The organism is Oceanisphaera arctica (assembly GCF_002936955.1).
Lineage (GTDB): Bacteria > Pseudomonadota > Gammaproteobacteria > Enterobacterales > Aeromonadaceae > Oceanimonas > Oceanimonas arctica.
In genome coordinates this window covers 24,334-50,108 of sequence record NZ_MPZM01000020.1, presented here as the reverse complement: position 1 = coordinate 50,108, position 25,775 = coordinate 24,334, and the positions used below count along the sequence as shown (strand labels likewise).

Genomic DNA, 25,775 nt, shown 5'->3' with positions numbered 1-25,775 from the left:
GGGTGTTGTACTTTTTGTTTAGCTTATGGCTCACAGCTTAACGCTGTTTTTTAAAGGAGTTTTCATGCTCACTCGAATCAAGGCAACCACGCTGATTGTGCTGACGCTGTTGCTGGCCGGTTGTGGCTTTCAGCTCAGGGGTGGCGATAATCTGGCCCCCGAGCTGCAGCGGCTGGCACTGGTCGGCGACGACAAGACCCAGTTTTATCGGCTGGTCGCCGCCCGGCTGCAACGCGCCGGTGTGCAACTGGTCGAGCCCGACGCGCTCACCCCTGTGCTGACCATATCGGCGCTGGGCCAGGGCAACAGCGTCGCCTCGGTCAACGCCCGGGCCGATGCGCTCGAATACGCCACCCGCTTCGGCACCCGCTTTACCCTGGACATGCCCGAACAGCCGCGTCAGGTGTTCAACGTCACCTTCAACCGCAGCTTCCTCGATAAATCCGAGCAGGCACTGGCATCTGGCCGCGAACAGCAGCAACTGCGCGAGCAGATGGAATTCGAGGCTGCCTCGCAAATCGTGCGCCAGCTCAATCGCCTGTCGTTCTGATGCGCCTCTACCCGGAACAGCTGCCGCAACATCTGCAGGCCGGGCTGGCACCCTGCTATTTCATTTATGGTGACGAGCCGCTGCTGAAACAGGAGGCGCTGGACACCTTTCGCCAGGCCGCCCGCACTCAGGGGTTCGACGAGCGTCACCGCTTCGATGCCGACGAGGGACTGGACTGGGACGATATCTTCGCGGCCAGCCAGTCCATGAGCCTGTTCAGCCAGCGGCAGATCATCGAGCTGCACCTGCCGGACAAGCTCGACAAGACAAGCTCGGACCGGTTGCGCGAATTGCTGGCCCAGTGCCACGGCGACTTGCTTCTGCTGATCACCGGCCCCCGGCTGAATCAGCAACAGCAGAAGAGTGCCTGGTTCAAGGCGCTGACGGCGGCGGGCCCCCAGGTGCCGGTCGTCACCCCGGATGCCCGGCACTTTCCTCGCTGGCTTACACAGCGCTTGCACCAACATGGCATGAAAGCCGAACCCGAGGCCCTGCACTGGCTGGCCTATGCCTTCGAGGGCAACCTATTGGCGGTGGCGGGCGAGATCGAAAAACTGGCCCTGCAGCAGCTGCCGCAACCACTGACACTGTCGCTGTTGCAGCAACAGGTACAGCCTCATCATCAGTTCAACCCCTTCCAGCTGTTCGACCCCCTGTTGCAGGGCAAGGTCAAACGGGCCTGCCGCATCCTGTTGCAACTACGCCAGGAAGGGGTAGAAGCCGGTATGTTGTGCCATCTGCTGGCCCGGGAGCTGAGTACCCTGCAACAACTTAAGCTGGGGTTGCAGGGTGGTCAGTCGTTTCATCAGCTGGCCGGGGCCCTGCATGTCTGGTCCAGCCGACAGCCAATGATGCAGGCGGCCCTTGGCCGGCTGCCGATGCCCAAGCTGCAGCAGTTGCAGTCCATGCTCGCCGCCGCCGACCGGGCCGTGGCCGTGTTTGATGACGACGAGGCCTGGCGCTGGCTGTACAGCCTGTGTGTCGGCTTTCTCGACGACCGCCCCATGACAATAACTCCATGAAAAAAGCCATCGGCCTGCTGGGCGGCACCTTCGATCCCATTCATGTCGGCCACCTGCGCCCCGCCATTCATGTTCTGGAGCGACTGGAGCTGGCCGAGGTGCGGCTGCTGCCCAACTATATTCCGCCCCACAGAGCCACGCCCGACAGCGCGCCGGAGCACCGGCTGGCCATGGTCCGGCTAGCCACGGCACAGACCCCGGGGCTGACCGTGGACGACCGGGAGCTCAGACGCGACCGCCCCTCCTACACCGTCGAGACCCTGATCGAACTGCGCCAGGAACACCCCCATATCCCCCTGTGCTTTCTGATGGGCATGGACTCCCTGTGCAGCCTCGACCGCTGGCATCGCTGGCAGGAACTGCTCGACCATGCCCACCTGGTGGTTAGTCACAGACCAGGATGGACACCCGACTTCAACCCGGCCATCGAAGCGCTGTATCAGGCCCAAGGCACCCGGGACAGCGAGCTATTACATCGCCGCCCGGCCGGCTGTATTTACCTGATCGACAACCCGCAACTCGATATATCCTCAACCCGGATACGTGAATGCATCCGGGCCGGGAACAATCCACAATATTTGTTGCCTGACCCGGTCGCGGACTATATTCGAGATGAGGGACTCTATAAGAGGCCCGTGTTATAATCCGCCGTCATTTTGAATTGAGGAGAAAGCCCCCTTGCAAGGTCAAGAACTGCATACCTTTATCGTCGACAAGCTCGATGATCTCAAAGCCCGCGATATTCAGGTTCTGGATGTCACTGGCAAGTCCACCATCACCGACTGCATGATCATCTGCTCCGGTAACTCCAGCCGCCATGTAAACTCCATCGCCGAGCATCTGGCCACCGAGTCCAAGCACGCCGGCCTGCACCTGATGTGTGTAGACGGCCTGGACGCCGGAGAGTGGGTGCTGGTCGACCTGGGTGACGCCATCGTGCACGTGATGCAGGAAGAAACCCGCGACTTTTACCAGCTCGAAAAACTCTGGGGTGGCAATAGCGTCGGAGTCGTGGCCTGATGAAATTGCAACTGGTGGCGGTCGGCACCAAGATGCCGACCTGGATAACCGCCGGTTTTCAGGAATATCAGCGGCGTTTCCCTCGGGATCTGCCGCTCGAGCTTGTCGAGATCCCTGCCGGTAAACGCGGCAAGAATGCCGATATCGAGCGCATCCTGCACAAGGAAGGTGAGCAGATGCTGGCCGCCGTTTCCAAATCGGCGCGCATCGTCACCCTCGATATTCCGGGTCGTCCCTGGACCACAGAGCAAGTGTCCGGCGAGCTGACCCGCTGGCAGCTCGATGGCAGGGATGTCGCCATCCTGATCGGCGGCCCCGAAGGGCTGTCGCCTGCCTGCAAGGCCGCCGCCGAACAATCCTGGTCTTTATCGCCGCTGACGCTGCCTCATCCGCTGGTGCGGGTAGTGGCGGCAGAAAGCCTGTATCGCGCCTGGAGCATCAATAACAACCACCCCTATCACCGAGAGTAATAATGGCAAAAGGCCGGGTAAAGATGCGCGATCATGGCGCCGAATCATCCCTGTACTGGCGCCGGGCAGTGATTGCGTTTATGGGCATAGTGCTGCTGATGGGGGTGTTGCTTGCCAATCTTTACCATCTGCAGATCAACGAACATCAGATTTATCAGACCCGCTCCAACGACAACCGCATCAAGGTGGTGCCCATAGCGCCAACCCGGGGCCTGATCTACGATCGCAACGGCGTACTACTGGCGGAAAATCGCCCCATCTACAGCCTGGAAATCACTCCCGAACAATCCCATGATCTGGACGCCACCGTCGACGAGCTGATAGGTCTGCTCGACCTCGATCCCGAGGTCAAAGCCCGCTTTCTGGCCGAGGTACGTCGCCAGCGCCGTTTCAACCCCGTAGTACTCGTCAATCGCCTGAGCGAAGAGCAGGTCGCCCTGTTCAGCATCAATCAGCACAAGTATCCGGGCGCCACCATAGAGGCCTACCTCAAGCGCTTTTATCCCTTCCGGGATACCTTCACCCACGTGATCGGCTATGTGGCCCGCATCAACGACAGAGACGTGGCCCGCCTGCGGGAAGACAACAAACTGACCAACTACGCCGCCACCCGGGATATCGGCAAACTGGGCGTGGAGCGCTACTATGAGGACTTGCTACACGGTCAGGCCGGTTATCAGGAAGTCGAGGTCAACAACCGCGGCCGGGTGATCCGCACCCTAAAGTATCAGCCCCCGATACCGGGTAGCGATATCTATCTCAACGTGGATGTGGCGCTGCAGGAACAAGCGCAGAAACTGATGGCCAATCGCCGGGGTGCCGCCGTCATCATGACCCCGAAAGACGGCAAGGTACTGGCGCTGATTTCCAGCCCCAGCTATGACCCCAATCTTTTCGTGCACGGCATCAGCGGCCCCGAGTACCGTGAATTGCTGAACAACCCGGACCGCCCGCTGATCAACAGAGCCAGCCAGGGCATTTACGCCCCCGCCTCTACCGTCAAACCGATGATGTCGGTCATGGGGCTGAACGAAGGTGCCATTACTCCCAGCACCCGTTACTTCGGCGGCCCCTTTTTCCAGATCCCCAATACCAAGCGCAAATTCCGCGACTGGCGCCGCTGGGGCCACGGCTGGATGGACGTGTACCGGGCCATAGAAATCTCGGCCGATACCTTTTTCTATGATCTGGCCTATCGGGTCGGCATAGACAACATCAATGACTATATGACCCGCTTCGGCTTCGGGCAGTTTTCCGGAATAGATCTGCACGAAGAGGCCAGCGGTACCATGCCTTCCCGTGACTGGAAACAGGCACGCCACAAGCAACCCTGGTATCAGGGAGACACCATCTCGATAGGTATAGGTCAGGGCTACTGGACCGCCACCCCGCTGCAACTGGCCCGGTCCATCGCCATCATGGTGGATCACGGAGAAACCGTTCACCCCCGCCTGCTGCACGGCATCAAGGGGCCCGAGGGCATGATCTCGATGCCGGTCAGCAAAAGTGCCCCCATAAAACTGAAACAGGAAAGCTTCTGGGATGTGGGCTTGGCCGGCATGTACCGGGTGATCAACGGCAGAGAGGGCACCGCCCGCCGGGCCTTTGCCGATACGCCCTACAAGGCGGGCGGCAAGTCCGGCACCGCCCAGGTATTCAGCCTGGCCGAAAACCAGCAGTACGATCACGCCAGCACCAGGGAGCATCTGCGCGACAACGCCCTGTTCGTGGCCTTCGCTCCCTTTGAAAATCCGGAGGTTGTGGTGTCGGTGGTATTGGAAAACGTCGGTGGCGGCAGTTCCCACGCCGCCCCCGTGGCCCGCTCCCTGCTCGATCTCTACATGATCCCCGAGCTACTCCAGGAAACAGAAGGCGAGGAACAGGATAATGAATAAACGCCAGCGCCGTCGCCCCTTGTGGGAAATACTGCACCTGGACTGGCCCCTGCTGTTGGCACTGCTGATCCTGCTCGGAGCCAGCACGGCCATTCTCTATTCCGCCTCCGGTGAAAGCATGGACTCGCTTACTCGCCAGAGTATGCGTATCGGCCTGTCACTGGTGGTGATGATGGGGCTGGCGCAACTGCCTCCCGGCTTTTATGCCCGCTGGGCGCCACCGGTGTTCCTGCTGGGGGTGATACTGCTGGTGCTGGTGCTGCTGGTCGGCGATATCGGCAAGGGCGCACAACGCTGGCTGGAGCTGGGCTCTTTTCGCTTCCAGCCCTCGGAGATCATGAAGCTGGTGATGCCGATGACGATCGCCGCCTACATCAGCCGCTATCCGCTACCACCCAGCCTGCTGCATGTGTTCATCGCCCTGGGGCTGGTGCTGCTCCCCACCCTGATGATCGCCAAGCAGCCGGATCTGGGCACCTCCCTGCTGGTGGCGGCCTCCGGCTTTTTCGTCATTTTTCTGGCCGGCATGTCCTGGCGGCTGATCCTGGCCGCCGTGACCGCCATCGCCGCCTTTCTGCCGGCCCTGTGGTTTTTTCTGATGCACGACTATCAGAAACGACGGGTTCTGACTCTGATCAACCCGGAAAGTGACCCTCTTGGCGCCGGTTATCATATCATCCAGTCCAAGATCGCCATCGGCTCTGGCGGACTCTGGGGCAAGGGCTGGCTGCAAGGCACCCAGTCGCAGCTGGAATTCTTGCCCGAACGCCATACGGACTTTATTTTTGCGGTCTTGAGCGAAGAGTTCGGTCTGGTTGGCGTCTGCCTGCTGATGCTGCTCTATCTGTTTATCATCTGGCGCGGCCTTTATATCTCGATGCAGGCCCAGGGGGCCTTTCCCCGTCTGCTCGGCGGCGCCCTGACCCTGACCTTTTTCGTGTATGTGTTCGTCAACATCGGCATGGTCAGCGGTCTGCTGCCGGTGGTGGGAGTGCCATTACCCCTGATCAGTTACGGCGGTACCTCCATGGTGACACTGATGGCCGGATTTGGCATCCTGATGTCCGTGCATACTCATAAGCGCCTGTTGGCCAAATAAAAGGATTATCGAATGCGTCTTGCCCTTGTTTCTGCCGCCTTGCTGTTCACTACCTCGGTAACGGCCGCACAGATGAATCCGGAACAACAACTCTGGCTTGACGAGCTGGCCGGCAAGTTCGAATTGCCCGTCGCCGAGCTGAGTGACGCCATGGCTCAGGCCACCTATCAGCAATCGATCATCGATGCCATGACCCGTCCGGCAGAAGCCAAACCCTGGCACCAGTACAGACCCATCTTTCTGACCGAGAAGCGCCTGCAGCAGGGTGTCGAATTCTGGCAGCAGCACGCCGAGCTGCTGGCCCGGGCCGAGCAGGAACTCCAGGTGCCGGCACAAATCATCACCGCCATCATAGGGGTGGAAACCTTCTACGGTACCCACATGGGCAGTCACAAGGTGCTGGATGCGCTCTATACCCTGGGCTTTAGCTACCCGCCCCGGGGCGAGTTCTTCCGCTCCGAGTTCGCCAATTACCTGCAACTGGCCAAAGAGCAGGGCTGGGCACTCGACGAGCAGAAAGGCTCCTACGCCGGCGCCATGGGCATGGGGCAGTTTATTTCTTCCAGCTACCGCCATTATGCGGTCGACTTCGACGGTGACGGCGAGCGCAACCTGTTTCAGCCGGTGGATGCCATCGGCAGCGTCGCCAACTACTTTCATGAACACAAATGGCAACTGGGTGACGATGTCGCCTATCCGGCCTTGGTAACCGATACCGAGGCCGCGGACGCCTTGCTGAGCCCGGCCCTGGAGCTGAGTCACAACTGGGCCGAGCTGGTGGCCGCCGGTGTGGTGGTGGATCAGGAGCTGGATGCAGGCACCCCGGTCAAGCTGATCCGCCTGGACGGCGTCGATGGCCCGGAATATTGGGTGGTACGGCATAACTTTTACGTGATTACCCGCTATAATCGCAGCCCCTTGTACGCCATGGCGGTCTATCAACTCAGTGAGCAGCTTAAGCAGGCCTATGAACAGTCTCTCTAAATCCCTCTTGCCGCTGGCGGCACTGATGCTTGCCGCCTGCAGCTCTCAACCCGAGCAAGGCCAGGATCAGACCCGGGACGATGCCTACGATCGGGAAACCGCCGGCGGCCGTTATGCCCTGCGTCAGGACAAGCCGCCCGGCGTGGCCCCCAACCTGGATCACGTCAAGGACGCGGTGCCGCGTTATGAGCCCTATACCCGCCAGGGCAACAAGAATTACAACGTCTGGGGCCAGGATTACGAGGTATGGCAGGAGGTGGAAAACTATCAGGATGAAGGCATGGCCTCCTGGTATGGCGCCAAGTTTCATGGCTACCACACCTCCAACGGCGAGGTATATGATATGTATACCATGACCGCCGCCCACAAGAATCTGCCGCTGCCTTCCTTCGTGCGCGTCACCAACAAGGAAAACGGCAAACAGGTGGTAGTACGCGTCAATGATCGCGGCCCCTTCCACGACGATCGGGTACTCGATGTATCCTATGCCGCCGCCTACAAGCTGGGCATGCTCAATACCGGCACGGCGCCGGTGAAAATCGAGCTGATCAAGGTCGCTCCCAACGGTAAGGAAACCCGTCTGGCAAAGACCACCGAGGGTAAACATATTCAGTTGCTGGCCACCCGCTCTGCCGATAAAGCCAAGGAACTTGCTGCCCGCCTGAGCAAGGAGTATGGTTTCCCCGCCCGAGTGGAGCGCCAGTCTGAGTGGTATCGCCTGCAGATGGGCCCCATTCCGGCGAACAAAACAGAAAACACCCTGACCCGGCTGATTGCCGAAGGGTATGCACAGGCCTATTTTCTGAACTGACAGGCCAGTTTTAATTCACCTTACACCGGCAGCCAATGCCTATTTACACAGGGACCCAGCAGACGTTATGCGTATGGTTAACACTCTCCCCTCCTTATTACTCGCCGCTTTTGTGTCCTTTACCACTCAGGCACAAACCCAGGGTCCCATGATCCCGGAGCCACCGGCCATTGCTGCCAAATCCTATGTGCTGATGGACTATGCCAGCGGCCAGGTACTGGTGTCGCACCAGGCCGACGAAAAACTGCCGCCAGCCAGCCTGACCAAGATGATGACCTCCTACATACTGGGTCAGGCGCTGCAGGAAGGTAAGGTCAAGCGGGACGACATGGTCACCATCAGCGAAGCGGCCTGGGCACAGCATTTCCCCGGCTCGTCGGTGATGTTTCTGGAAGTGGGCAAGCAGGTCAGCATCGATCAGCTGAACCGGGGCATCATCATTCAGTCCGGTAACGATGCCACCGTAGCCGTGGCCGAACATCTGGCCGGCAGCGTCAATTCCTTTGCCGATCTGATGAATGGCTGGGCGGCCCGACTGGGCATGAACAACAGTCACTTCGTGACCCCGCACGGTCTGCACAGCGATGACATGTATACCACCGCTTACGACATGGCGCTGCTGGGTCAGGCGCTGATCCGTGATGTGCCGGAAGAATACAAAATCTATGCCGAAAAATCCTTTACCTTCAATGGCATTACCCAGCACAACCGTAACTCCCTGTTGTGGGATCAGTCTCTGAATGTCGACGGCATCAAGACCGGCCACGTTGAGGCCGTAGGCTACAACCTGGTGTCTTCCGCCACCAAGGAAGAGATGCGCCTGATTGCCGTGGTAATGGGTGCGTCGAACGAACGGATGCGCGCCTCCGAAAGCAAGAAACTGCTGACCTATGGCTTTCGCTTCTATCAGACCCTGACCCCCTATGAGGCGGGCAGCAAGCTGATGGATCAGCGGATCTGGATGGGAGACAAGGACACCGTCGCCCTCGGCGTCGACAAGACGGTTGCGGTGACCATTCCCCGCGGTCAGGCCCAGAGCCTGGAAGCCGACTTTACCCTCGACAAGGCGCTGAAGGCCCCGCTGGCGAAAGGCGAACAAGTCGGCACCCTGCACCTGAAACTGGATGGCAAAGACGTGATGACCATGCCGCTGGTCGCGCTGGAAGAAGTCGAGCAGGGTGGCATCTTCAGCCGCCTGATCGACTACATCAAGCTGCTGGTTCAGGACCTGTTCAACTGATCATCATCAGGGTCGGGTAAGCCGCAAGCCGGAAGAGATGCTCTTCCGGCTTTTTCATCACAGTCCTTCCCCACCCAGATAACTTGCCGGTTTCGAAACCGGCAATTTTATGATAAAAATGTGACATAGGTTATGGAACAGTTTCCATCAGCCCCGAATACCGAATGTTGTAAAGGTTGCCATGAATACCAAATTTGATGAGTTGCTCGATTTTCCCTGCCGTTTCCCCTTCAAGATCCTGGGCCTGGCCGATGAGCGCCTGCCCGATATGGTGGTGGAAGTGCTGCAACAGCATATCCCCGGTGATTACAGCCCCCAGGTTCGTCCCAGCAGCAAAGGCACTTACCATGCCGTGACCGTTCAAGTGACGGTGCACAGCAAGGAACAGGTAGAATTGCTGTACCAGCAACTGGGTGAACTGGATCTGGTCAAGTACGTACTCTAGGACATAGTGATGCCGCAGGATAAGCTTACCGTCAGGCACTGGGGACAGGCCTCCTACGAACACGTCTGGCATACCATGCAGACGTTTACCGACAAGCGGGACGAAGACACCCAGGATGAGTTCTGGCTGGTCGAGCACCTGCCGGTGTTCACCCAGGGGCAGGCCGGTAAGGCCGAGCATATTCTCAATGTTGGCGATATTCCGCTGGTACAGACCGACCGCGGCGGCCAGGTTACCTATCATGGACCCGGCCAGCTGGTGCTGTATCTGCTGGTTGATGTACGCCGCAAGAAACTCGGCGTTCGTCCCCTGGTGACCGGCATGGAAAGCGCCATCGTCAACCTGCTTGCCGATTATCAGATTGAAGCCTATGCCAAGCCCGATGCCCCCGGCGTCTATGTGGGGGACAGCAAGATTGCCTCCCTCGGACTGCGGGTGCGCCGAGGCTGCTCTTTTCATGGACTGGCGCTTAACGTCAATATGGACCTGACCCCTTTTCTGCGGATCAACCCCTGCGGTTACGCCGGCATGGCCATGACCCAGTGTTGTGCCCTGGGCGGCCCCCAGAGCCTTGAAGAAGCTCAGTCCCGACTGGTACCCTTGCTGGCAGAGCAGCTTGGTTATCAACATCTCTACTACACCACAGAGAAACTGAAATTATGAATAAGCCTGTACGCGTAGAGCCCGGCGTAAAATTGCGTGATGCCGACAAGATGGCCCTGATCCCGGTCAAGTATATGCCGGAGGCAGACGAGGAAGTGTTGCGCAAGCCGGAGTGGATGAAGATCAAGCTTCCTCCCAGTAATCAGCGCATACAGAACCTGAAGAACATCATGCGCGAGAACAATCTGCATTCGGTCTGTGAAGAGGCGTCCTGCCCCAACCTGCCGGAGTGCTTCAACCACGGTACCGCTACCTTCATGATCCTCGGCGCCATCTGTACTCGCCGTTGCCCCTTCTGCGACGTGGCCCACGGCCGCCCGCTGGCGGTGGATCCGGAAGAGCCGGGCAAGCTGGCCAAGACCATCAGGGAACTGGGTCTCAAGTACGTGGTCATTACCTCTGTGGACCGGGACGACCTGCGTGACGGCGGTGCCCAGCACTTCGTCGACTGTATCCGCGCCATCCGCGAGCAGAGCCCGAACACCAAGATCGAAATTCTGACTCCGGACTTCCGTGGCCGCATGGATACCGCGCTGGAAATCTTCAAGGATACCCCGCCGGACGTGTTCAACCACAACCTGGAAACCGCCCCGCGCCTGTATCGTGTTGCCCGTCCCGGCGCCGATTACAAATGGTCGCTGGAGCTGCTGCGCCGCTTCAAGGAAATGCACCCCCAGGTGGCCACCAAGTCCGGTGTGATGATGGGTCTGGGCGAGACCAACGAAGAAATCGCAGAGGTACTCAAGGACCTGCGCGCCCACAACGTCACCATGCTGACGCTGGGCCAGTACCTGCAGCCGAGCCGCCACCACCTGCCGGTGAAGCGCTACGTGCCACCGGCCGAGTTTGACGAGCTGAAAGTGCTCGCCGATAGCATCGGTTTCAGCCACGCCGCCTGTGGCCCCTTCGTCCGCTCGTCCTACCACGCGGATCTGCAGGCCCAGGGCGTGGAAATCAAATAACCACCCCGTCCTGCATCAAAAAGGAGCCGCAAGGCTCCTTTTTTTCACGTTTCTATTTACCCCTCACCCCTCACAGTTTTCCGTTCACTCCTCACGCTTTTAACTCTGGCGGCGGGCGGTGACCGCGTCGGCCAGTTGCGCCAGCAAGGCTTCGGTATCTTCCCAGCCGATGCAGGCGTCGGTAATGCTCTGACCGTAGGTCAGCTCGCCACCTTCTTCCAGATCCTGACGGCCTTCCACCAGGTGACTTTCTACCATGACGCCCATGATGGCCTGCTCACCGGCGGCCAGCTGGCTGCAGACATCGTCGCACACCACCATCTGACGCTGGTACTGCTTGCTGCTGTTGGCATGGCTGAAATCGATCATCAGCTTCTGCGGCAAATTGGCCTTTTCCAGCCCCGCGCAAACTGTGGCCACATGATCGGCGCTGTAATTGGGCTCCTTGCCACCACGCAGAATGATATGACAGTCCGGATTGCCGGCAGTGGCAACGATGGCGGAATGGCCCAGCTTGGTCACCGACAGAAAGTGGTGCGAGGCGCTGGCCGCGCCGATGGCATCGGCCGCCACCTTGATGGTACCGTCGGTACCGTTCTTGAATCCCACCGGGCAGGACAGACCGGAAGCCAGTTCACGGTGCACCTGAGATTCTGTGGTGCGGGCGCCGATGGCGCCCCAGCTCATCAGATCCGCCAGATACTGGGGCGTGATCATGTCGAGAAACTCGCTGGCAGTCGGCAGGCCCAGATCGTTGAGATCCAGCAGCAGCTTGCGACCGATGCGCAGGCCGTCGTTAATCTGAAAGCTGTTATCCAGATAAGGGTCGTTAATCAGCCCCTTCCAGCCGACGGTGGTGCGTGGCTTTTCAAAATAGACTCGCATCACGATTTCCAGCCGGTCCGCATAATGATCTCGCAACGCCTTGAGCCGTTTGCCATACTCGATGGCGGCCTCGGTGTCGTGAATGGAGCAAGGTCCAATCACCACCAGCAGGCGATCATCTTCACCCACCAGCATGCGGTGAATGGCCTGGCGTGATTCGAACACGGTAGACGACGCGGTATCGGTGGCCGGATATTTTTCCAGCACCGCTATCGGCGGCAACAGTTCCTTGATTTGATTAATGCGAATATCGTCGGTTTGAAAATGCATGAGCAACCCTGCTTACAATTCCGAGCCCTTGGCTCGTTTTTATCGAAAAAGACTGGTTTTCAATCTATCCCGAGCAGGGGCAGGCTGTAAACGCTCAATTGCCCAATGGCGGTAATTTATTAGAGACATAAGGAATAAAGAGTACACTCTTGCTCTTGCTTGTCTCTTGTCGCCAACGAATGCGGACAAAAACAGGCGCAGGCCAACAGCTGCCATCAGCCTCTTTTGTGTGGCTCGGCCCCCCGCACCTCACGCCGCTCGCCCTCATTTTGTTGCGATTAACTTATTGCGATTAACTGGACAAAACAGGGCCCGGGGTGTGAACATGCAACCAGATTCCCTGTATGAGATAAATAATGAGCTATACCCTGACCGATGCAGACAAGGCCGCCGTCCAGACCATGCGTGACGACGAGCGTTTCAACCATTTCATTAGCCGGGTGTGCGAGCACGACGAAATCTGGATTCTGACCGATGAGCACGGCTGCATGATGCTGACCTCGGATGATGACGAAGACTGCATCCCGGTGTGGCCCCACGCAGAATATGCCAAGGAATGGGCGGTAGACGACTGGAGCCAGTGCAAGCCCGAGGCCATCAGCCTCAAAGTGTGGCAGAGCCGCTGGGTACCCGGTATGGAAGACGACGAGCTGATGGTCGCCGTGTTCCCCACCCCCGACGCCACCGGTGTCGTGGTCGAGCCCCGTGACGTACAAGAAGCCATCGACCGCAAGAAAAAACCGGGTCGACATAACTGATGCACATCTGGGTAGATGCGGATGCCTGCCCCAAGGTGATCCGCGATATTCTGTTTCGCGCCGCCGAACGTACTCAGACGCCGCTGACCATGGTAGCCAATCATTCGCTGCCGTTGCCGGCCTCAAACCTGATCAAACAGCTGCAGGTGCCCAAGGGCTTCGACGTGGCCGATGATGAAATCGTGGCCCGCATCCAGCCCGGAGAAATTCTGATCACCGCCGATATTCCACTGGCGGCCGAGGCACTGGCAAAAGACGCCCGGGTGCTGAGCCCGCGCGGAGAACGGTACGACAAAGGCACTATCAGGGCCAAGCTGACCATGCGCGACTTCATGGATACCATGCGTTCCAGCGGCGTGCACACCGGTGGACCGCCCACCCTGAGCCCCGCCGACCGTCAGACCTTCGCCAACCAGCTTGATCAGCTGTTACGTTGAAACCGTGAGGGGTGAGTCCCCCTTCACTCCTCACCTGTCTTTTAAAACCGAGGTATGCCATGTTCAAGCCCGTTCTTATCCTGTTGAGTACCTTGCTGCTGAGCGCCTGCGCTGGGCTCAGCCAGTACAGCGTGTCGGAAAGCGATATTGAAAAATCACTTTATACCCTGCTGGAACAACAGGCACCGCGCTTCACTCAGGGCCTGGTAGAGACCCGGGTCGACAAGCTGGACTTGCAGATTGGTCCCGACAACCGGGACGTGGTGCGCCTCAACCTGCAGGGCGAAACCGCCATCAATGCCCTGATAGCCCGTTTCCCGGCCCAGCTGGATCTGGCCATCGAGGGCCGTCCGGTCTACGACCGACAGCAGAATGCGATTTTTCTGCGTGACCTCAAGCTGCTACAGAGCAAAGTCGATGCCTTCGGCTACAAGGGTGACATGACCGCCGCTTCGGCCGGCATGATGCAACTGCTGCGTTCGGTACTGGAAAACCAGCCGGTCTACCGGCTCGACGACAGCCGCTACAGCTGGCTGAGCAAGGCTCCGGTGGCCATGGATATCGCCCCCGGACGACTTGTTTTCAGCCCCCGCTTCGGCGACTGATACTCACCAATTTAGTTGCGAATCTGGCGAGGAATGAGGGAATTACCTTTTCCTCCGGTCTACTCACACCTCGCCCTTCTCTGCCTCCCAAATAGCCATAGCCTGTTGTCCGGCATTTGACCTACAATGGCGGATAACATGTATAACCCAAGCCAGAATCATAGGTAGGTGTGCTATTAGCTCCGCAGTCTTGATGGTGTTTATCCCCACATTTTTCTTCGTCTCGGTCACGCCGGGCATGTGCATGACCCTGGCGCTGTCGCTGGGCATGACGGTCGGGGTGCGCCGCACCCTGTGGATGATGGTCGGCGAACTGGTCGGCGTAGGTCTGGTGGCCTGTCTGGCGGTGGTCGGTGTGGCCGCCGTCATGCTGCAATACCCCCAGCTGTTTCAGCTGCTCAAGTACGGCGGCGGCCTCTATCTGGCCTGGCTCGGCATTCAGCTATGGCGGTCCCGGGGCAAGCTGGCCCTGAACCCGATGGATGCCGGCCCGCGCCATATTCCGGCCCGCACCCTCATCAGCCAGGGCTTCATCACCGCCATCGCCAATCCCAAGGGCTGGGCCTTTTTCATCGCCCTGCTGCCCCCCTTTATCGACAATCAGGCCCCCCTCGCCGGCCAACTGCTGATGCTGGTGTCGATTATCCTCTCGCTGGAGTTCATCTGCATGCTGCTCTATGCCAGCGGCGGACGCACCCTGAGCCGGGTGCTGCAGCAAAAGGGCAAGGTCAAGCTGATGAACCGTATCGCCGGCAGTCTGATGCTGGGAGTGGCGCTGTGGCTGGCAGTCGGTTAACAGAGGCTGGCCGTCGGCTGATGTCACGCCAACCCGGCTGGCTGGCCCTGCTGCTGGCACTGTTCGTCATCAGTCTGTGCCTGAGCCAGCGGCTTGGACTTATTTCTTCCTGCCCTGCCTCGGTCCATATGACCGACGCCGCTCTGCCGTTCGATAACAGCCAGTCGCCCGCTGACAAGCCGTCGAGCGCCGACAGCCAGAGCCACCAGTGCAGTTTGTCGGAACAGCTGTTGAGCAAGGTCTGGAATCAGCTGGAGCCGATACTGGCCACCTTGCTGCTGTTATTGTCTCTCTGGCTGCTGGTGCCCCGCACCGGCTGGTACTGCCGCCTGTTACCCCCACCACAACCTTATGCCGGTCGACGGCGACACCTGGTGCTGTGCGTATTCCGGGAATGAGATTAACGCCGCCATCTTGTAAGCTTGCGTTAATCCACCGGAGACTCTATTCGTGATCAGAATTTTTAGCTTTTTTATCCTGCTGTTATCGGCATCCTTGCCGCTGCAGGCCGCCGACACCGGCTGGCTGCAGGCACCCGAGCACCCCCCGGTGCAGGTGCGGCTGATACAGACCGGCCCCTATGACGCGGCCAATAACCATTATCCGGCGCTATTACAGGTTCGCCTGCAAGACGACTGGAAAACCTACTGGCGCTCCCCCGGCGAAGGCGGTATCGCGCCCCGGCTGGACTGGCAGTCATCCGACAATCTTCTGTCGGTCAACTGGCAGTGGCCCATTCCCGAGCGCTTCTCCCTGCTCGGGGTCGAAACCCAGGGCTATCACCATGAGGTCGACTTTCCGCTGCAGCTGACCCCAGCCGAGGCCGGGAAGGCAACCACCTTCGATGCTAGCCTGACCCTGCCCAGCTGCACTACCATCTGCGTGCTCACCGAATACCGGCTTCAACTGCCGCTGGAGCTGCAGCTGCTCGCCGACGAAAACCTGAATCATCAATATCAGCAGGCGGTATCACGAGTACCCCGTCCGGCGAGCCTGGTACAGGCCGAGTCACTGGTCTGGGACCCGACCGCCAAACAACTCAACATCAGCCTGACTAACCCCCGAGGATGGCAGCAACCGGCGGTATACGTCGACGAGCTCGGCAGCAGCATCTTCAGCCAGCCGCAACTGACGGTGAGCGACACCCGGCTGGAAGCCCGGTTCAAGGTCGGCAGCTGGTATCCGGAGCTGAACCTGGAGGACCAGGTGGTGGTGATCACCGCCATCGACGAGGGGCTGGCAGAAGAGCTGGCCGGAGCCATCACTCGCGGCACCCTGGCTCCGTTGGCGGCCAGCATGCCACCGCTGGGACTGGTACTGCTCTATGCCCTGCTCGGCGGTCTCATCCTCAACATCATGCCCTGCGTGTTGCCGGTGCTGGGGCTCAAGCTAAACAGCCTGCTGCTGGGACACCGTTCTCGATCCGAGGTACGTCGCCCCCTGCTATGGTCCGCACTTGGCATCATGCTGTCGTTCTGGGCACTGGCGGGCTTCATGCTGGCCCTGACCTGGTCCGGCGCCCAGCTCGGCTGGGGTATACAATTCCAGCAGCCGGGTTTTATCGGCTTCATGCTGCTGGTTACCGCCCTGTTCTCGCTTAACCTGTTCGGGCTGTTCGAGCTGCACCTGCCCACTGCCATGAGTACCTGGCTGGCGACCCGCCCCGGTCACGGCAACGGCGGCCATCTGTTGCAGGGCATGTTCGCCACCCTGCTCGCCACTCCCTGCAGCGCCCCCTTCCTCGGTACCGCGGTGGCGGTGGCGCTGGCGTCCTCGCCGCTGGTGCTGATTGCCATCTTCACCGGTCTGGGGCTGGGCATGGCGCTGCCCTGGCTGCTGCTGGCGCTGTTCCCCGGCGTCATTGGCGCCCTGCCCAGGCCCGGCGCCTGGATGGTCAAGGTGAAGTGGCTGTTCGGCCTGATGCTGCTCGCCACCAGCCTCTGGCTGCTGTCGCTGCTGCAATATACTCTGGGCGGCATCGTCACCCTGGCGCTGGCCATCCTGCTGATCGTGCTGCCGATAGGGTCACTGCTGCGTCACTATGGCGCCCGGGGTCTGGTGTTCAGCCTGGCTGGCCTGATGCTGCTGGGCGCCGCCGGCGGCATCACCGCCCTGCTCACTCAGTCTCACTGGGTCAGTCCGGTCAAGGATGAACTGAACTGGCAACCGCTGGATCCGGCGCAAATCGAGCGCGAAGTGGCCGCCGGCAAGCGGGTGTTCGTGGACATCACCGCCGACTGGTGCATCACCTGCCAAGCCAACAAAATAGGCGTAACGCTGCGCGATCCTGTCTATTCGGCACTGCAGGCAGACGACATGGTACTGATGCGCGGCGACTGGACCCGCCCCGATGCCGCCATTACCGATTATCTGCATGCCAACCAGCGCGCCGGTATTCCCTTCAACCAGGTGTTCGGCCCCGGCCTGCCTCAGGGCAAGGCGCTGGAGGTATTACTGACCAGCAATAAGGTGATTGGTGCACTGGATGAGGCTAAATGATGGCAGTAAGTAAAAATAACAGCGCAGGTAAAAAAGCAGGCAAAGGGTTACTTTACCTGCTGATGATCATGGTCGTGGTCACGGCGGTAGACCTTTGGCGCAGCAAGGACTTGCCCACCGACATCGCCGCACTGGGCGCCATGACCACCTTAAACGGTGAGGTCCTGGATCTGAAGGAGCTCAGCCAGGATGAACCGGTATTGGTATACGTGTGGGCCACCTGGTGCGGCGTATGCCGCGTGGTGTCGCCCATGGTGGATATGGTAAATACTCCGGTCGTCAGTATCGCGCTGGCCTCGGGGCATGATGCCAAGGTAGCCGGTTATGTTCGCGATAAAGGCTACGATTTTAGCGTGGTCAACGATGAGGATCACCGGCTGGGGCAAACCCTGGGTATCAGCGTGACGCCCACCCTGATGGTGGCGCATAAAGGCCAGCTGCGTTTCGCCACCGCCGGCATCACCATCCTACCCGGCATGGTTGCACGGTTATGGTTGGCGCGTTTGATGGGCTAAGCTCAACAGCTATTCGATAAAGCAAAACCAAAAAGCCGCGCTTGTTAAAACGCGGCTTTTTTACATATGAGCTGCTAGCTGCGGGCTTGAAGTCAGAGGCAGCAGGATTGCCTGCACCAGATCGCTTGAGGATTTGACACTCATCTTTTCAGCCCACTGCGAATCGTTCGATAAAAGTAACGGGAATCCCCGGCACTGCTTTATTATTAGGCTTGGCATCAATGCTATCGACTACGTTTTTCCTTCATAGGGGCAGTCAAAATCGGGTTACATAAAGAAGGGGCTAGCTGGACGACTTGCCCTAAATGTCAGGGACGAGGCAAAAACAGCCAGAAGATCCGCAAAAAAGTGCGCCTAAGCTACCAGAAGGCCGTCGAGCAATTTGAAAAAAGCGGCAGCGAAGGCGCGGCGCCCGTTCGACCCAAGGGTCACCTGTCTTTATGCTTGAACTGTGGCGGATCCGGGCTGATTGCAGCGGATCATCCTCCGGTAGCGGATACGGAAAACTATCCCAACGTGGCTATTATCGGTGGCGGTATCGGTGGCGTTGCACTGGCGGTGGCCTGTTTGCACCGCGGTATCCCTTTTACCCTTTATGAGCGTGATAGCGGCTTCAATACTCGATCTCAGGGCTACGGGCTCACCTTGCAACAAGCGAGTAAAGCGATCGAGGGATTGGGTATTTTCTCGTTGGCAGCAGGAGTCATTTCCACCACCCATCTCGTTCATACCACAGATGGGAAAGTGATCGCTGAATGGGGAGTGAGAAAGTGGCAGCACTCAGATGCGAAAACAGCGCCCAAGCGTACCAATGTACATATCGCCCGCCAGTCTTTGCGCCTGGCGCTACTGGAACAACTGGGTGGACATGGTGCGGTGCAATGGGGCCACCAGTTAGTCGACTTTAAAGAAGCTGAGGATGAAAGCGTTGAACTGCGCTTTCAGGTAGACGGCGAGATCAAATACGCCAAGGCGGACCTGGTCGTTGGCGCCGATGGTATTCGAAGTGCCGTGCGCAAGTTACTGATCGGTGAGGATATAAACCCTCTGCATTACCTGGGTTGTGTGGTGATATTAGGTATTTGCCCCTTGAGTGCTCTCGAAGGGGTTGATAGTGCCTTGCTGGACTCGGCCACGGTATTTCAAACTGCCAATGGCAATGAACGTATTTACATCATGCCTTATGACGCAGACTCGGTGATGTGGCAACTTAGCTTCCCCATGCCAGAAGCAGAAGCCAAGGCGTTGAGTGCTCAAGGCGCTCACGCACTCAAGGCAGAAGCCTGTCGACGAACTCAGTGGCACTCCCCCATTCCGCAGATTTTAGCGGCAACTCAGGAGGCTCAGGTGTCTGGCTATCCCGTGTATGACCGAGAATTACTCGAGCCGGCATTGTTGGAGAAATGTGGGCCAGTAACGCTGATTGGCGATGCGGCTCACCCTATGAGCCCCTTCAAAGGCCAGGGTGCAAATCAGGCGCTGCTGGATGCACTGGCGTTGGCTCGGGGGATCTTCAAAGGATGTAGGCCTCTATCGCAATGGCGAACAGCGGGAATAAGGCAAAGCGTGTTAACCGGGTTTGAATCAGCCATGTTAGAACGCAGTGCTGCCAAAGTGACAGATTCAGCAGAGGCGGCTGAATTCCTGCATTCCGACGTTGTGCTCCATGAGGGTGATGAGCCGAGAGGCCGGTGCCTGAAGAATAAAGATGCATAATACCCTTCACATTAAACATTCTATCTTTTTGACTGCGATATCAATCCCGGACAAAGGGCCCGCTTCGCCGACTCGCTCAAGCACCTCCCTGTGACGCTCAACACATGACTTCCCTGTCATGTGTGTAGTGGCACACTTAAAATGGCCACCTGTTCAGAGGTGATATCATCGCCTCATCAGATATACAGGTGACACAATGACAAGCAAAACACAGCGAGTGTCATGTCATATGGCGTGTCGAGGGAGACGGCTGTGTTACCTCTGGTCTGGGGCCTCAATATGACCAGATCATTACGGGGATTGGTATAACAACCATTCGTTAGCAATAGCAAGCAAAAATCCGCGCCTTAAGAGCGCGGCTTTTTGTAATACCCTGTTTCGTTGACGAACGACCATCAGCTGCCCGCCTCGATTTGGCCAGAGGCCCGCTGCACTTTCTGATGCACCCAGGCCAGCCCTAATAATGCCAGACCCAGCCCCATAAAGGCGGCCACTCGCCACAGCCCTTGCAGGCCATCCATGTCGATCAGGAAAATCTTGGCGATGACCAAGCCCAGCAACACCATGCCGGCTTTATAGAACAGCGGATAGCTCTTCTTGGTGGCATAAATAATCGCGGCGATGGCGTACAGCATGCCCACTACGGAGTAAGTGTACAGCTCGCCGCTGGACATACCGGACGATAATGACATATCGCTGCCCTGCCAGAGCTGGCGTATTTCCAGCCCGGTGAACAGCATCAAGGCAACCGCGGCCACACCCCATACCCATAGTTTTGGGGCAAGCAGTGGGAACCGGCTGAGTGCCAACGCCAGCAACACCGGGCCGCCGTAGGCGGGTAGCAACATGTTGAATATGGGCGTGTCACTCACATTACCCAGGTTCCACAAGGGGTTATACAAGATAACCAAGACAAGATAGCTGACGCTAGACAGACCCAACAAGATCAATGCGCACCACCGGTATAGCCAGGTCAGCTGTAGGCTCGCTTTGGCGCGGATCATATAGGTAATACTGAGCCCGCCCCACAGCAGCATGTTCACGGTGGCTTCAATAAAGCTGTACTCGTGGCTAAAAATATCGCCATCGTAGAGCCAGTAACGTAACTCCGCCCCGAGAAACAACACCAGCAGGTGCAGGGTTGCCGCTTCCAGCCAGGGGCGAATGGTATGACTGCTGTCGGCCATTTTAGTGGCTATCGCCGCCAGTAAGGTGGCACCGCCGTACGTCCATAAAGTCCAATGCACCGTTGCATCATAACCTTGCAGCCAAGGATTGAATGTTAGCCGTACCACCACCACCGCCAACACCACTTTCAACAGCAGGTACAACTCCGGCATACGGTAATGGCGTGCCAGCCAGACCAGGCTGACAAACTGTACCGCCAGCGCCAGCGTCAGCGTCGCCTCACGAAACGCCATCACCACCGCCAGCGAATAACTGAGATGGGCGGCCAGTGTGGCCCACACCCTGCCGTTCTGATAATGCACATGCCCTTGTATCCACCACGTTAGCGCCCCGTAAACCGTGCCAGTCAACAACGCCGCCAGCGCCCAATCAGTGGAGGTTTCAACCCCGTGCAATAACAGCCAGCCGAGTACCAACCACACCAGCGGAGAGAGCACGGTGAACGACGCCCAGCGCCGCTTGTTATCGGCCCGCCACTGCCATAGCCCAAGACTGGCGCAGATGAGGGTCGATATAACAAGATAAGTAATAAAGCGACTGTGTTGGCCTGTGGGTAGTTGCGCCAAGTGGAAAAAATCGATGCTGTTATGCGCCATGTAAAGCAACCAACCGGCTGCGCTCGCCAGTACCGCCCCCCAGGGCAGGTACCAGAGTGCGCCACGGCTTTGCGGCGTCAGCAAAGCGACCGGCAAGATCAGTAACCAGCTAAAGAACAAGGGATGGTCGGCGGACTGCCCCGCTACCGACATGCCCCAAGCTGCCAATAGCGCGATAAACGCCTCTCGCAGCCGGGATGAGTCGATTTTTGCCAAGCGAGGCAACATCGAAAAAATCACCAACAGTAGTGCCAAATACAGGGGGACTGATGGCCCTATATCTGCTGAAAACAAAGCCGCCAGCCACCACAACATGGCACCGGCCAGGGTGGCATACCAGAGCCAATCGCGGAACACATAACGCATCAGCAATAGCGAGCTGAAGGTAATCAGAAAACTGTAGGCCAGCACAAACGCCACACTGCCGTGGTCGCTCGCGATCAGCAGCGGCACCACGTAAGCGCCACTCAAGCCCATGATGGCCAGTAAAGGGCCATGCAGCCGGGCCAGCGCCATGGTTGCCAGCGAGACAATGGCAAGCAACAACAATCCGGATAAGGGCCCGATCAATTCGTAATAATGAATGCCGGCCAGCAAGGCGGCGTACAAGGTGACGCTGCCACCACCGGCCAGAGCAGCGAAGATTTGATCACTGCGGTTATAGCGGCGGCGCAGCGTCTCGGCCCCCGCGTGCAAGCCTAAACCACTGGCGAGAGCAATCAATAATTGCAGCACAGGACCAATCAAGCCTTCACTCACCGAGTAGTGCACCATGAAAATACCGGCTAGCGCGACACTCAGACCACCGAGCCACACCATCCAGTTTTCTTTTAGTGCCAGCATCAGTCGGGATGGCTCGCGAGGCGCAAACCAATCGTTCGCGTTCGCTTGCGCATGTTCCGGTTTTTTTGCGGCGGTCGTTATGAGGCAAGTTGGTTCTGGTTGTAGATCTTGCGAATGTGGCTCGGCCGGACGAAGGTCCTGTGGACCTGGCTCCTGCTCTTGCGAAGAAGCCGAGGGCAGATCGTGCTTGATTTGCTGGCGTAACTCGGCAACCTCAAGACTCAGCGAGTTAATGCGAAAGGCCTGTTTATTCAGGTTTTGGTAAGCCAGAAATCCAAGAATCGAGCCTATCGGCACAAGCAGCACAATGCCTGCACCCAAAATGATGAGTATGACTTCCAAGCCCTTCGTCCTCTTCCATTAAGTAAACGGCCACGATGCTATTAATCCGACACTTTCAAGCCACGCCTGCATTACGACCAGTCTATCGCCTTTGTCACTATTACTCACCAAAACGCACACAGGCTTGTGCTAAACAAAAGGCCGCACTCTTAAAGAGCGCGGCCTTTTTCGTTCATAAACTGAACTCAACGCTGGCTTAAAACAGCACCCGACGACCTTTGATACAGTCCCGACACACGGGTTCGCCCTGCAGGGAGCCCAGCACCTCGGGTGCGCAGCGTTTGCCGCAGCTGCTGCATTCGTGAAACGACTTCAGCCTCAGCGCTATGGTGTCCTCCACCAGCGCCAGCAACTGTTCCAGACTGCCATTACGAGCCTCCACTACACCCTGGGAACGGGGCTTGACCGTATGAATATCGTGATGACGCCACTGCATGGCTGGCAGCAGCACTTCTGCCTTGTCGTGCTGAAACGCCACTATAACCAGGGCAGGATCCCCGATAAACAGCGTCTGTGCCCCCTGTACCGGATAAGGCAGCTGGCTCTTGAGATATTGCCGCCACGACTCAAGAGTGTCTGGCAATGGCATTGCCAGCAGCAGGGCGTCCAACAGCTTGGATGGCATAATATCCTCTCTTCACCGTGCACCGGCGACCAGGGCCGTCGGCTTGTCTGTTCAGCAATTTGCAATTAGTCGCGGATCAGGTAATCCGCCTGGCCTATCCACTTGTAGCTGGTCAGCTCTTCCAGACCCATGGGGCCTCGGGCATGCAGCTTCTGAGTCGAGACTGCCACCTCGGCACCCAGGCCAAACTGGGCGCCATCGGTAAAGCGGGTAGATGCATTAACATAAACCGCCGCCGAGGGCGCGCCGTTGATAAAGCGCTCGGCATTACTCAGGCTGCTGGTGAGAATAGCATCGGAATGGCTGGCGTTATGCTCGCGCAAATGCGCCAGTGCCTCGTCGACACCGGCCACAATTTTTACGCCCAGGGTCAGCCCCAGCCACTCGGTATCGAAGTCGCCGTCGATGGCTGCACGCGCTTTGGCCGGGCCTGAAGACAGCAGTGTCAGCGCATCGGCCCCGGCGACCAGCTCAACGCCTTTTTCCGCCATGCGCTCGCTCAGTACCGGCAAGAATTCGTCGGCCACCGCCTGATGTACCAGCAGGGTATCGATGGCATTACAGACGCTGGGACGCTGGGTCTTGGCGTTATCGATAACCTCGATGGCACGCACCAGATCGGCGCTGTCATCAACGAAGATATGGCCGATACCGAAGCCACCGATAATTACCGGTATGGTCGCCTGCTCCTTGCACAACTGGTGCAGGCCGGGACCACCGCGGGGAATGATCATGTCCACATACTGGTCGAGCTTGAGCAGGCCACTAACCCACTCCCGGCCCGGTTCACTGATGTACTGCACACAGCCTGGCGGCAGTTGGCTGGCCGCCAGCGCCTGCTGGATCACCTTCACCAATTCCTGATTGGTATGAAAGGTCTCCCGACCGCCGCGCAGAATGCTGGCATTACCGGTTTTCAGACAGAGGGCGGCAATGTCGATGGTGACATTGGGGCGTGCTTCATAAATCACCCCCACCACGCCAAGCGGTACCCGGCGACGCGACAGCCGCATGCCGTTTTCCAGCACCCGGGAGTCCAGCTCGCTGCCCACCGGATCCGGCAGAGACACCACATTGCGCACATCGTCGGCAATGGCCTTGATCCGCGCCGGATTCAGCATCAGTCGATCCAGCATCGACTCGCCGGTACCGCTCTCACGGGCCGCGGCCAGATCCCTGGCGTTGGCGGCCAGAATATCGTCTGCAGCCGCCTCGAGGGCATCGGCCATCACCAGCAGGGCCTGATTCTTGGCCCGGGTTGAGGTTTCAGCCAGGGTATAGGCGGCAGCGCGCGCGGCCTGCCCCATCTGTTCCAGATTCATACTATCTCCTACAAGAGCACCAGATCGTCGCGGTGAATGGCCACGTTACCGTAGCCATAGCCGAGCACCGATTCAATCTGCTCAGAGTGTTGTCCTTTGATTCGATTCAGGTCGAGTGCATCGTAACGGCAGATGCCTCGCGCCAGCTCTCGTCCTTCGGGATTGACGATGCGCACCGCCTCTCCACGACGAAAACGGCCTTCTATGCGTACTATGCCCTTGGGCAACAGGCTGGAGCCTTTCTCGCGCACCGCCTTGACCGCCCCGGCATCGATATGAATTTCGCCATGGGGAGGGGGACCGGCCAGGATCCAGCGCTTGCGGCTTTCGAGCGGGGTGGCCAACGCGGGAAAACGGGTACCGATGCGATCACCCTCGGCCAGGCGGCCGATCACTTCCGGCACCTGGCCGGTGGCAATCACCACATCGATGCCGGCGCGGCGGGCCACATCCGCCGCCTGCAGCTTGGTCGCCATGCCACCGGTGCCCAGACCACCGATGCTGCCACCGGCCAGTTTGCGTAGGGTGTCGTCTATGGTTTGTACTTCTTCGATCAATTGCGCCTTGGGATCGTTACGGGGATCGGCGGTAAAGAGTCCCTTCTGATCGGTCAGCAGGATCAACAGGTCCGCCTCGGCCAGAATGGCGGCCCGGGCCGATAAATTGTCGTTATCGCCGACCTTGATCTCGTTGGTCGCCACGGCATCATTTTCGTTGATCACTGGAATGATACGGTGATCAAGCAAGGCCCGCAGGGTATCGCGGGCATTCAGATAACGTTCCCGGTCTTCCAGATCGGCCCGGGTCAGCAGGATCTGGCCCACATGCAATCCATAAAGATTGAACAGTGACTGCCAGGTCTGGATCAGCTGGGTCTGGCCTACGGCGGCCAGCATCTGTTTGTTGGCCATGGTGCCGGCCAGCTCGGGAAAGCCCAGATGTTCACGCCCGGCGGCAATGGCCGCCGAGGTCACCACAATAATCTGATGGCCGGCCCGATGCAGGCTGGCGCACTGACGCACCAGCTCTACCATGTGGGCCCTGTCCAGGTGACGGGTGCCGCCGGTGAGCACGCTGGTGCCCAGTTTTACAACAATGGTTTTGCCTTTCATGGAACGCCCTGCGGCTCCTTACTAACAGCAATGCCGGCAGAGCCGGCAAGATAATAAAATGAGGCGCATCCGGGCCACGGATAATAGCGGCTATTGCCGCAAGAG

At 58.6% G+C, this 25,775-nt stretch carries 26 protein-coding genes; 21 read left to right on the top strand and 5 right to left on the bottom strand.

The genetic code is table 11. The features are described from left to right. Window positions 1–64 precede the first annotated feature (64 nt). The 13 genes from UN63_RS10375 (at window position 65) to lipA (ending at window position 11,161) form a co-directional block, all read left to right on the top strand. The gene (locus UN63_RS10375) at window positions 65–550 is read left to right on the top strand and encodes an LPS-assembly lipoprotein LptE (RefSeq protein ID WP_104486689.1); all 486 of its coding nucleotides are present in this window, start codon (window positions 65–67) and stop codon (window positions 548–550) included. Next, on the top strand, window positions 550–1,572 hold the full coding sequence (gene holA, locus UN63_RS10370; protein ID WP_104486688.1) for a DNA polymerase III subunit delta: 1,023 nt from the start codon (window positions 550–552) through the stop codon (window positions 1,570–1,572). Before UN63_RS10375 ends, holA begins: the two co-directional genes overlap by 1 nt. Next, entirely contained in the window at window positions 1,569–2,216 is a 648-nt protein-coding gene (gene nadD, locus UN63_RS10365; RefSeq protein WP_104486687.1) for a nicotinate-nucleotide adenylyltransferase, read from the top strand. The genes holA and nadD overlap by 4 nt, the downstream gene beginning before the upstream one ends. A gap of 34 nt (window positions 2,217–2,250) precedes the next feature. Continuing rightward, window positions 2,251–2,592, top strand: coding sequence for a ribosome silencing factor (gene rsfS / locus UN63_RS10360; protein WP_104486686.1), 342 nt, complete (start codon window positions 2,251–2,253; stop codon window positions 2,590–2,592). Then, on the top strand, window positions 2,592–3,062 hold the full coding sequence (rlmH, locus tag UN63_RS10355; RefSeq protein ID WP_104486685.1) for a 23S rRNA (pseudouridine(1915)-N(3))-methyltransferase RlmH: 471 nt from the start codon (window positions 2,592–2,594) through the stop codon (window positions 3,060–3,062). The genes rsfS and rlmH overlap by 1 nt, the downstream gene beginning before the upstream one ends. A gap of 2 nt (window positions 3,063–3,064) precedes the next feature. Continuing rightward, window positions 3,065–4,957, top strand: coding sequence for a penicillin-binding protein 2 (mrdA, locus tag UN63_RS10350; protein ID WP_104486684.1), 1,893 nt, complete (start codon window positions 3,065–3,067; stop codon window positions 4,955–4,957). Further along, window positions 4,950–6,056, top strand: a complete 1,107-nt coding sequence (rodA, locus tag UN63_RS10345; RefSeq protein ID WP_104486683.1) for a rod shape-determining protein RodA — start codon at window positions 4,950–4,952, stop codon at window positions 6,054–6,056. The genes mrdA and rodA overlap by 8 nt, the downstream gene beginning before the upstream one ends. 12 nt (window positions 6,057–6,068) lie before the next feature. After that, window positions 6,069–7,040 (top strand): lytic murein transglycosylase B, encoded by a 972-nt coding sequence (gene mltB, locus UN63_RS10340; protein ID WP_104486682.1) that lies wholly within the window; start codon window positions 6,069–6,071, stop codon window positions 7,038–7,040. Further along, window positions 7,024–7,851 carry a septal ring lytic transglycosylase RlpA family protein gene (locus UN63_RS10335; RefSeq protein ID WP_104486681.1) on the top strand — a complete coding sequence of 276 codons (828 nt, stop codon included), beginning with the start codon at window positions 7,024–7,026 and terminating at the stop codon, window positions 7,849–7,851. The genes mltB and UN63_RS10335 overlap by 17 nt, the downstream gene beginning before the upstream one ends. 73 nt (window positions 7,852–7,924) lie before the next feature. Continuing rightward, window positions 7,925–9,091, top strand: coding sequence for a serine hydrolase (locus UN63_RS10330; protein WP_373294606.1), 1,167 nt, complete (start codon window positions 7,925–7,927; stop codon window positions 9,089–9,091). A gap of 181 nt (window positions 9,092–9,272) precedes the next feature. Continuing rightward, entirely contained in the window at window positions 9,273–9,536 is a 264-nt protein-coding gene (gene ybeD, locus UN63_RS10325; protein ID WP_104486679.1) for a DUF493 family protein YbeD, read from the top strand. A 9-nt stretch (window positions 9,537–9,545) separates the two neighbouring features. Then, window positions 9,546–10,199 carry a lipoyl(octanoyl) transferase LipB gene (lipB, locus tag UN63_RS10320; protein ID WP_104486678.1) on the top strand — a complete coding sequence of 218 codons (654 nt, stop codon included), beginning with the start codon at window positions 9,546–9,548 and terminating at the stop codon, window positions 10,197–10,199. Continuing rightward, window positions 10,196–11,161 (top strand): lipoyl synthase, encoded by a 966-nt coding sequence (gene lipA, locus UN63_RS10315; protein ID WP_104486677.1) that lies wholly within the window; start codon window positions 10,196–10,198, stop codon window positions 11,159–11,161. Before lipB ends, lipA begins: the two co-directional genes overlap by 4 nt. A 99-nt stretch (window positions 11,162–11,260) precedes the next feature. Here lipA and aroG read toward each other — a convergent pair whose 3' ends face one another. Beyond that, window positions 11,261–12,316 (bottom strand): 3-deoxy-7-phosphoheptulonate synthase AroG, encoded by a 1,056-nt coding sequence (gene aroG, locus UN63_RS10310; RefSeq protein WP_104486676.1) that lies wholly within the window; start codon window positions 12,314–12,316, stop codon window positions 11,261–11,263. A gap of 356 nt (window positions 12,317–12,672) precedes the next feature. On the opposite strand from aroG, the gene UN63_RS10305 reads away from it, so the two are divergent. From UN63_RS10305 to UN63_RS10270, 8 genes are all read left to right on the top strand, one after another. Further along, the gene (locus UN63_RS10305) at window positions 12,673–13,074 is read left to right on the top strand and encodes a DUF2750 domain-containing protein (RefSeq protein ID WP_104486675.1); all 402 of its coding nucleotides are present in this window, start codon (window positions 12,673–12,675) and stop codon (window positions 13,072–13,074) included. Then, complete coding sequence (locus UN63_RS10300) at window positions 13,074–13,511, top strand: YaiI/YqxD family protein (RefSeq protein ID WP_104486674.1); 438 nt, start codon at window positions 13,074–13,076, stop codon at window positions 13,509–13,511. The genes UN63_RS10305 and UN63_RS10300 overlap by 1 nt, the downstream gene beginning before the upstream one ends. A gap of 59 nt (window positions 13,512–13,570) precedes the next feature. Further along, window positions 13,571–14,116 carry a YceB family lipoprotein gene (locus UN63_RS10295; RefSeq protein WP_104486673.1) on the top strand — a complete coding sequence of 182 codons (546 nt, stop codon included), beginning with the start codon at window positions 13,571–13,573 and terminating at the stop codon, window positions 14,114–14,116. A 193-nt stretch (window positions 14,117–14,309) separates the two neighbouring features. Beyond that, entirely contained in the window at window positions 14,310–14,912 is a 603-nt protein-coding gene (locus UN63_RS10290) for a LysE family translocator (RefSeq protein ID WP_104486672.1), read from the top strand. Window positions 14,913–14,932: 20 nt separating this feature from the next. Next, window positions 14,933–15,310 (top strand): hypothetical protein, encoded by a 378-nt coding sequence (locus tag UN63_RS10285; RefSeq protein ID WP_104486671.1) that lies wholly within the window; start codon window positions 14,933–14,935, stop codon window positions 15,308–15,310. Between the two features lie 52 nt (window positions 15,311–15,362). Then, window positions 15,363–17,411, top strand: coding sequence for a protein-disulfide reductase DsbD family protein (locus UN63_RS10280; RefSeq protein ID WP_229793567.1), 2,049 nt, complete (start codon window positions 15,363–15,365; stop codon window positions 17,409–17,411). Beyond that, window positions 17,408–17,926: a protein disulfide oxidoreductase gene (locus UN63_RS10275; RefSeq protein WP_229793568.1), complete on the top strand. Its 519-nt coding sequence runs from the start codon at window positions 17,408–17,410 to the stop codon at window positions 17,924–17,926. The genes UN63_RS10280 and UN63_RS10275 overlap by 4 nt, the downstream gene beginning before the upstream one ends. Before the next feature lie 348 nt (window positions 17,927–18,274). Next, the gene (locus tag UN63_RS10270) at window positions 18,275–19,642 is read left to right on the top strand and encodes an FAD-dependent oxidoreductase (RefSeq protein ID WP_219821132.1); all 1,368 of its coding nucleotides are present in this window, start codon (window positions 18,275–18,277) and stop codon (window positions 19,640–19,642) included. 395 nt (window positions 19,643–20,037) lie between these two features. On the opposite strand, the gene UN63_RS10265 is transcribed toward UN63_RS10270, so the two are convergent. From UN63_RS10265 to proB, 4 genes are all read right to left on the bottom strand, one after another. Beyond that, the gene (locus tag UN63_RS10265; protein ID WP_104486669.1) at window positions 20,038–22,611 is read right to left on the bottom strand and encodes a DUF2339 domain-containing protein; all 2,574 of its coding nucleotides are present in this window, start codon (window positions 22,609–22,611) and stop codon (window positions 20,038–20,040) included. Between the two features lie 196 nt (window positions 22,612–22,807). Beyond that, window positions 22,808–23,236: a hypothetical protein gene (locus UN63_RS10260; protein ID WP_104486668.1), complete on the bottom strand. Its 429-nt coding sequence runs from the start codon at window positions 23,234–23,236 to the stop codon at window positions 22,808–22,810. A 65-nt stretch (window positions 23,237–23,301) separates the two neighbouring features. Further along, entirely contained in the window at window positions 23,302–24,558 is a 1,257-nt protein-coding gene (locus UN63_RS10255) for a glutamate-5-semialdehyde dehydrogenase (protein ID WP_104486667.1), read from the bottom strand. 8 nt (window positions 24,559–24,566) lie between these two features. After that, window positions 24,567–25,670: a glutamate 5-kinase gene (proB, locus tag UN63_RS10250; RefSeq protein ID WP_104486666.1), complete on the bottom strand. Its 1,104-nt coding sequence runs from the start codon at window positions 25,668–25,670 to the stop codon at window positions 24,567–24,569. Window positions 25,671–25,775 lie beyond the last annotated feature (105 nt).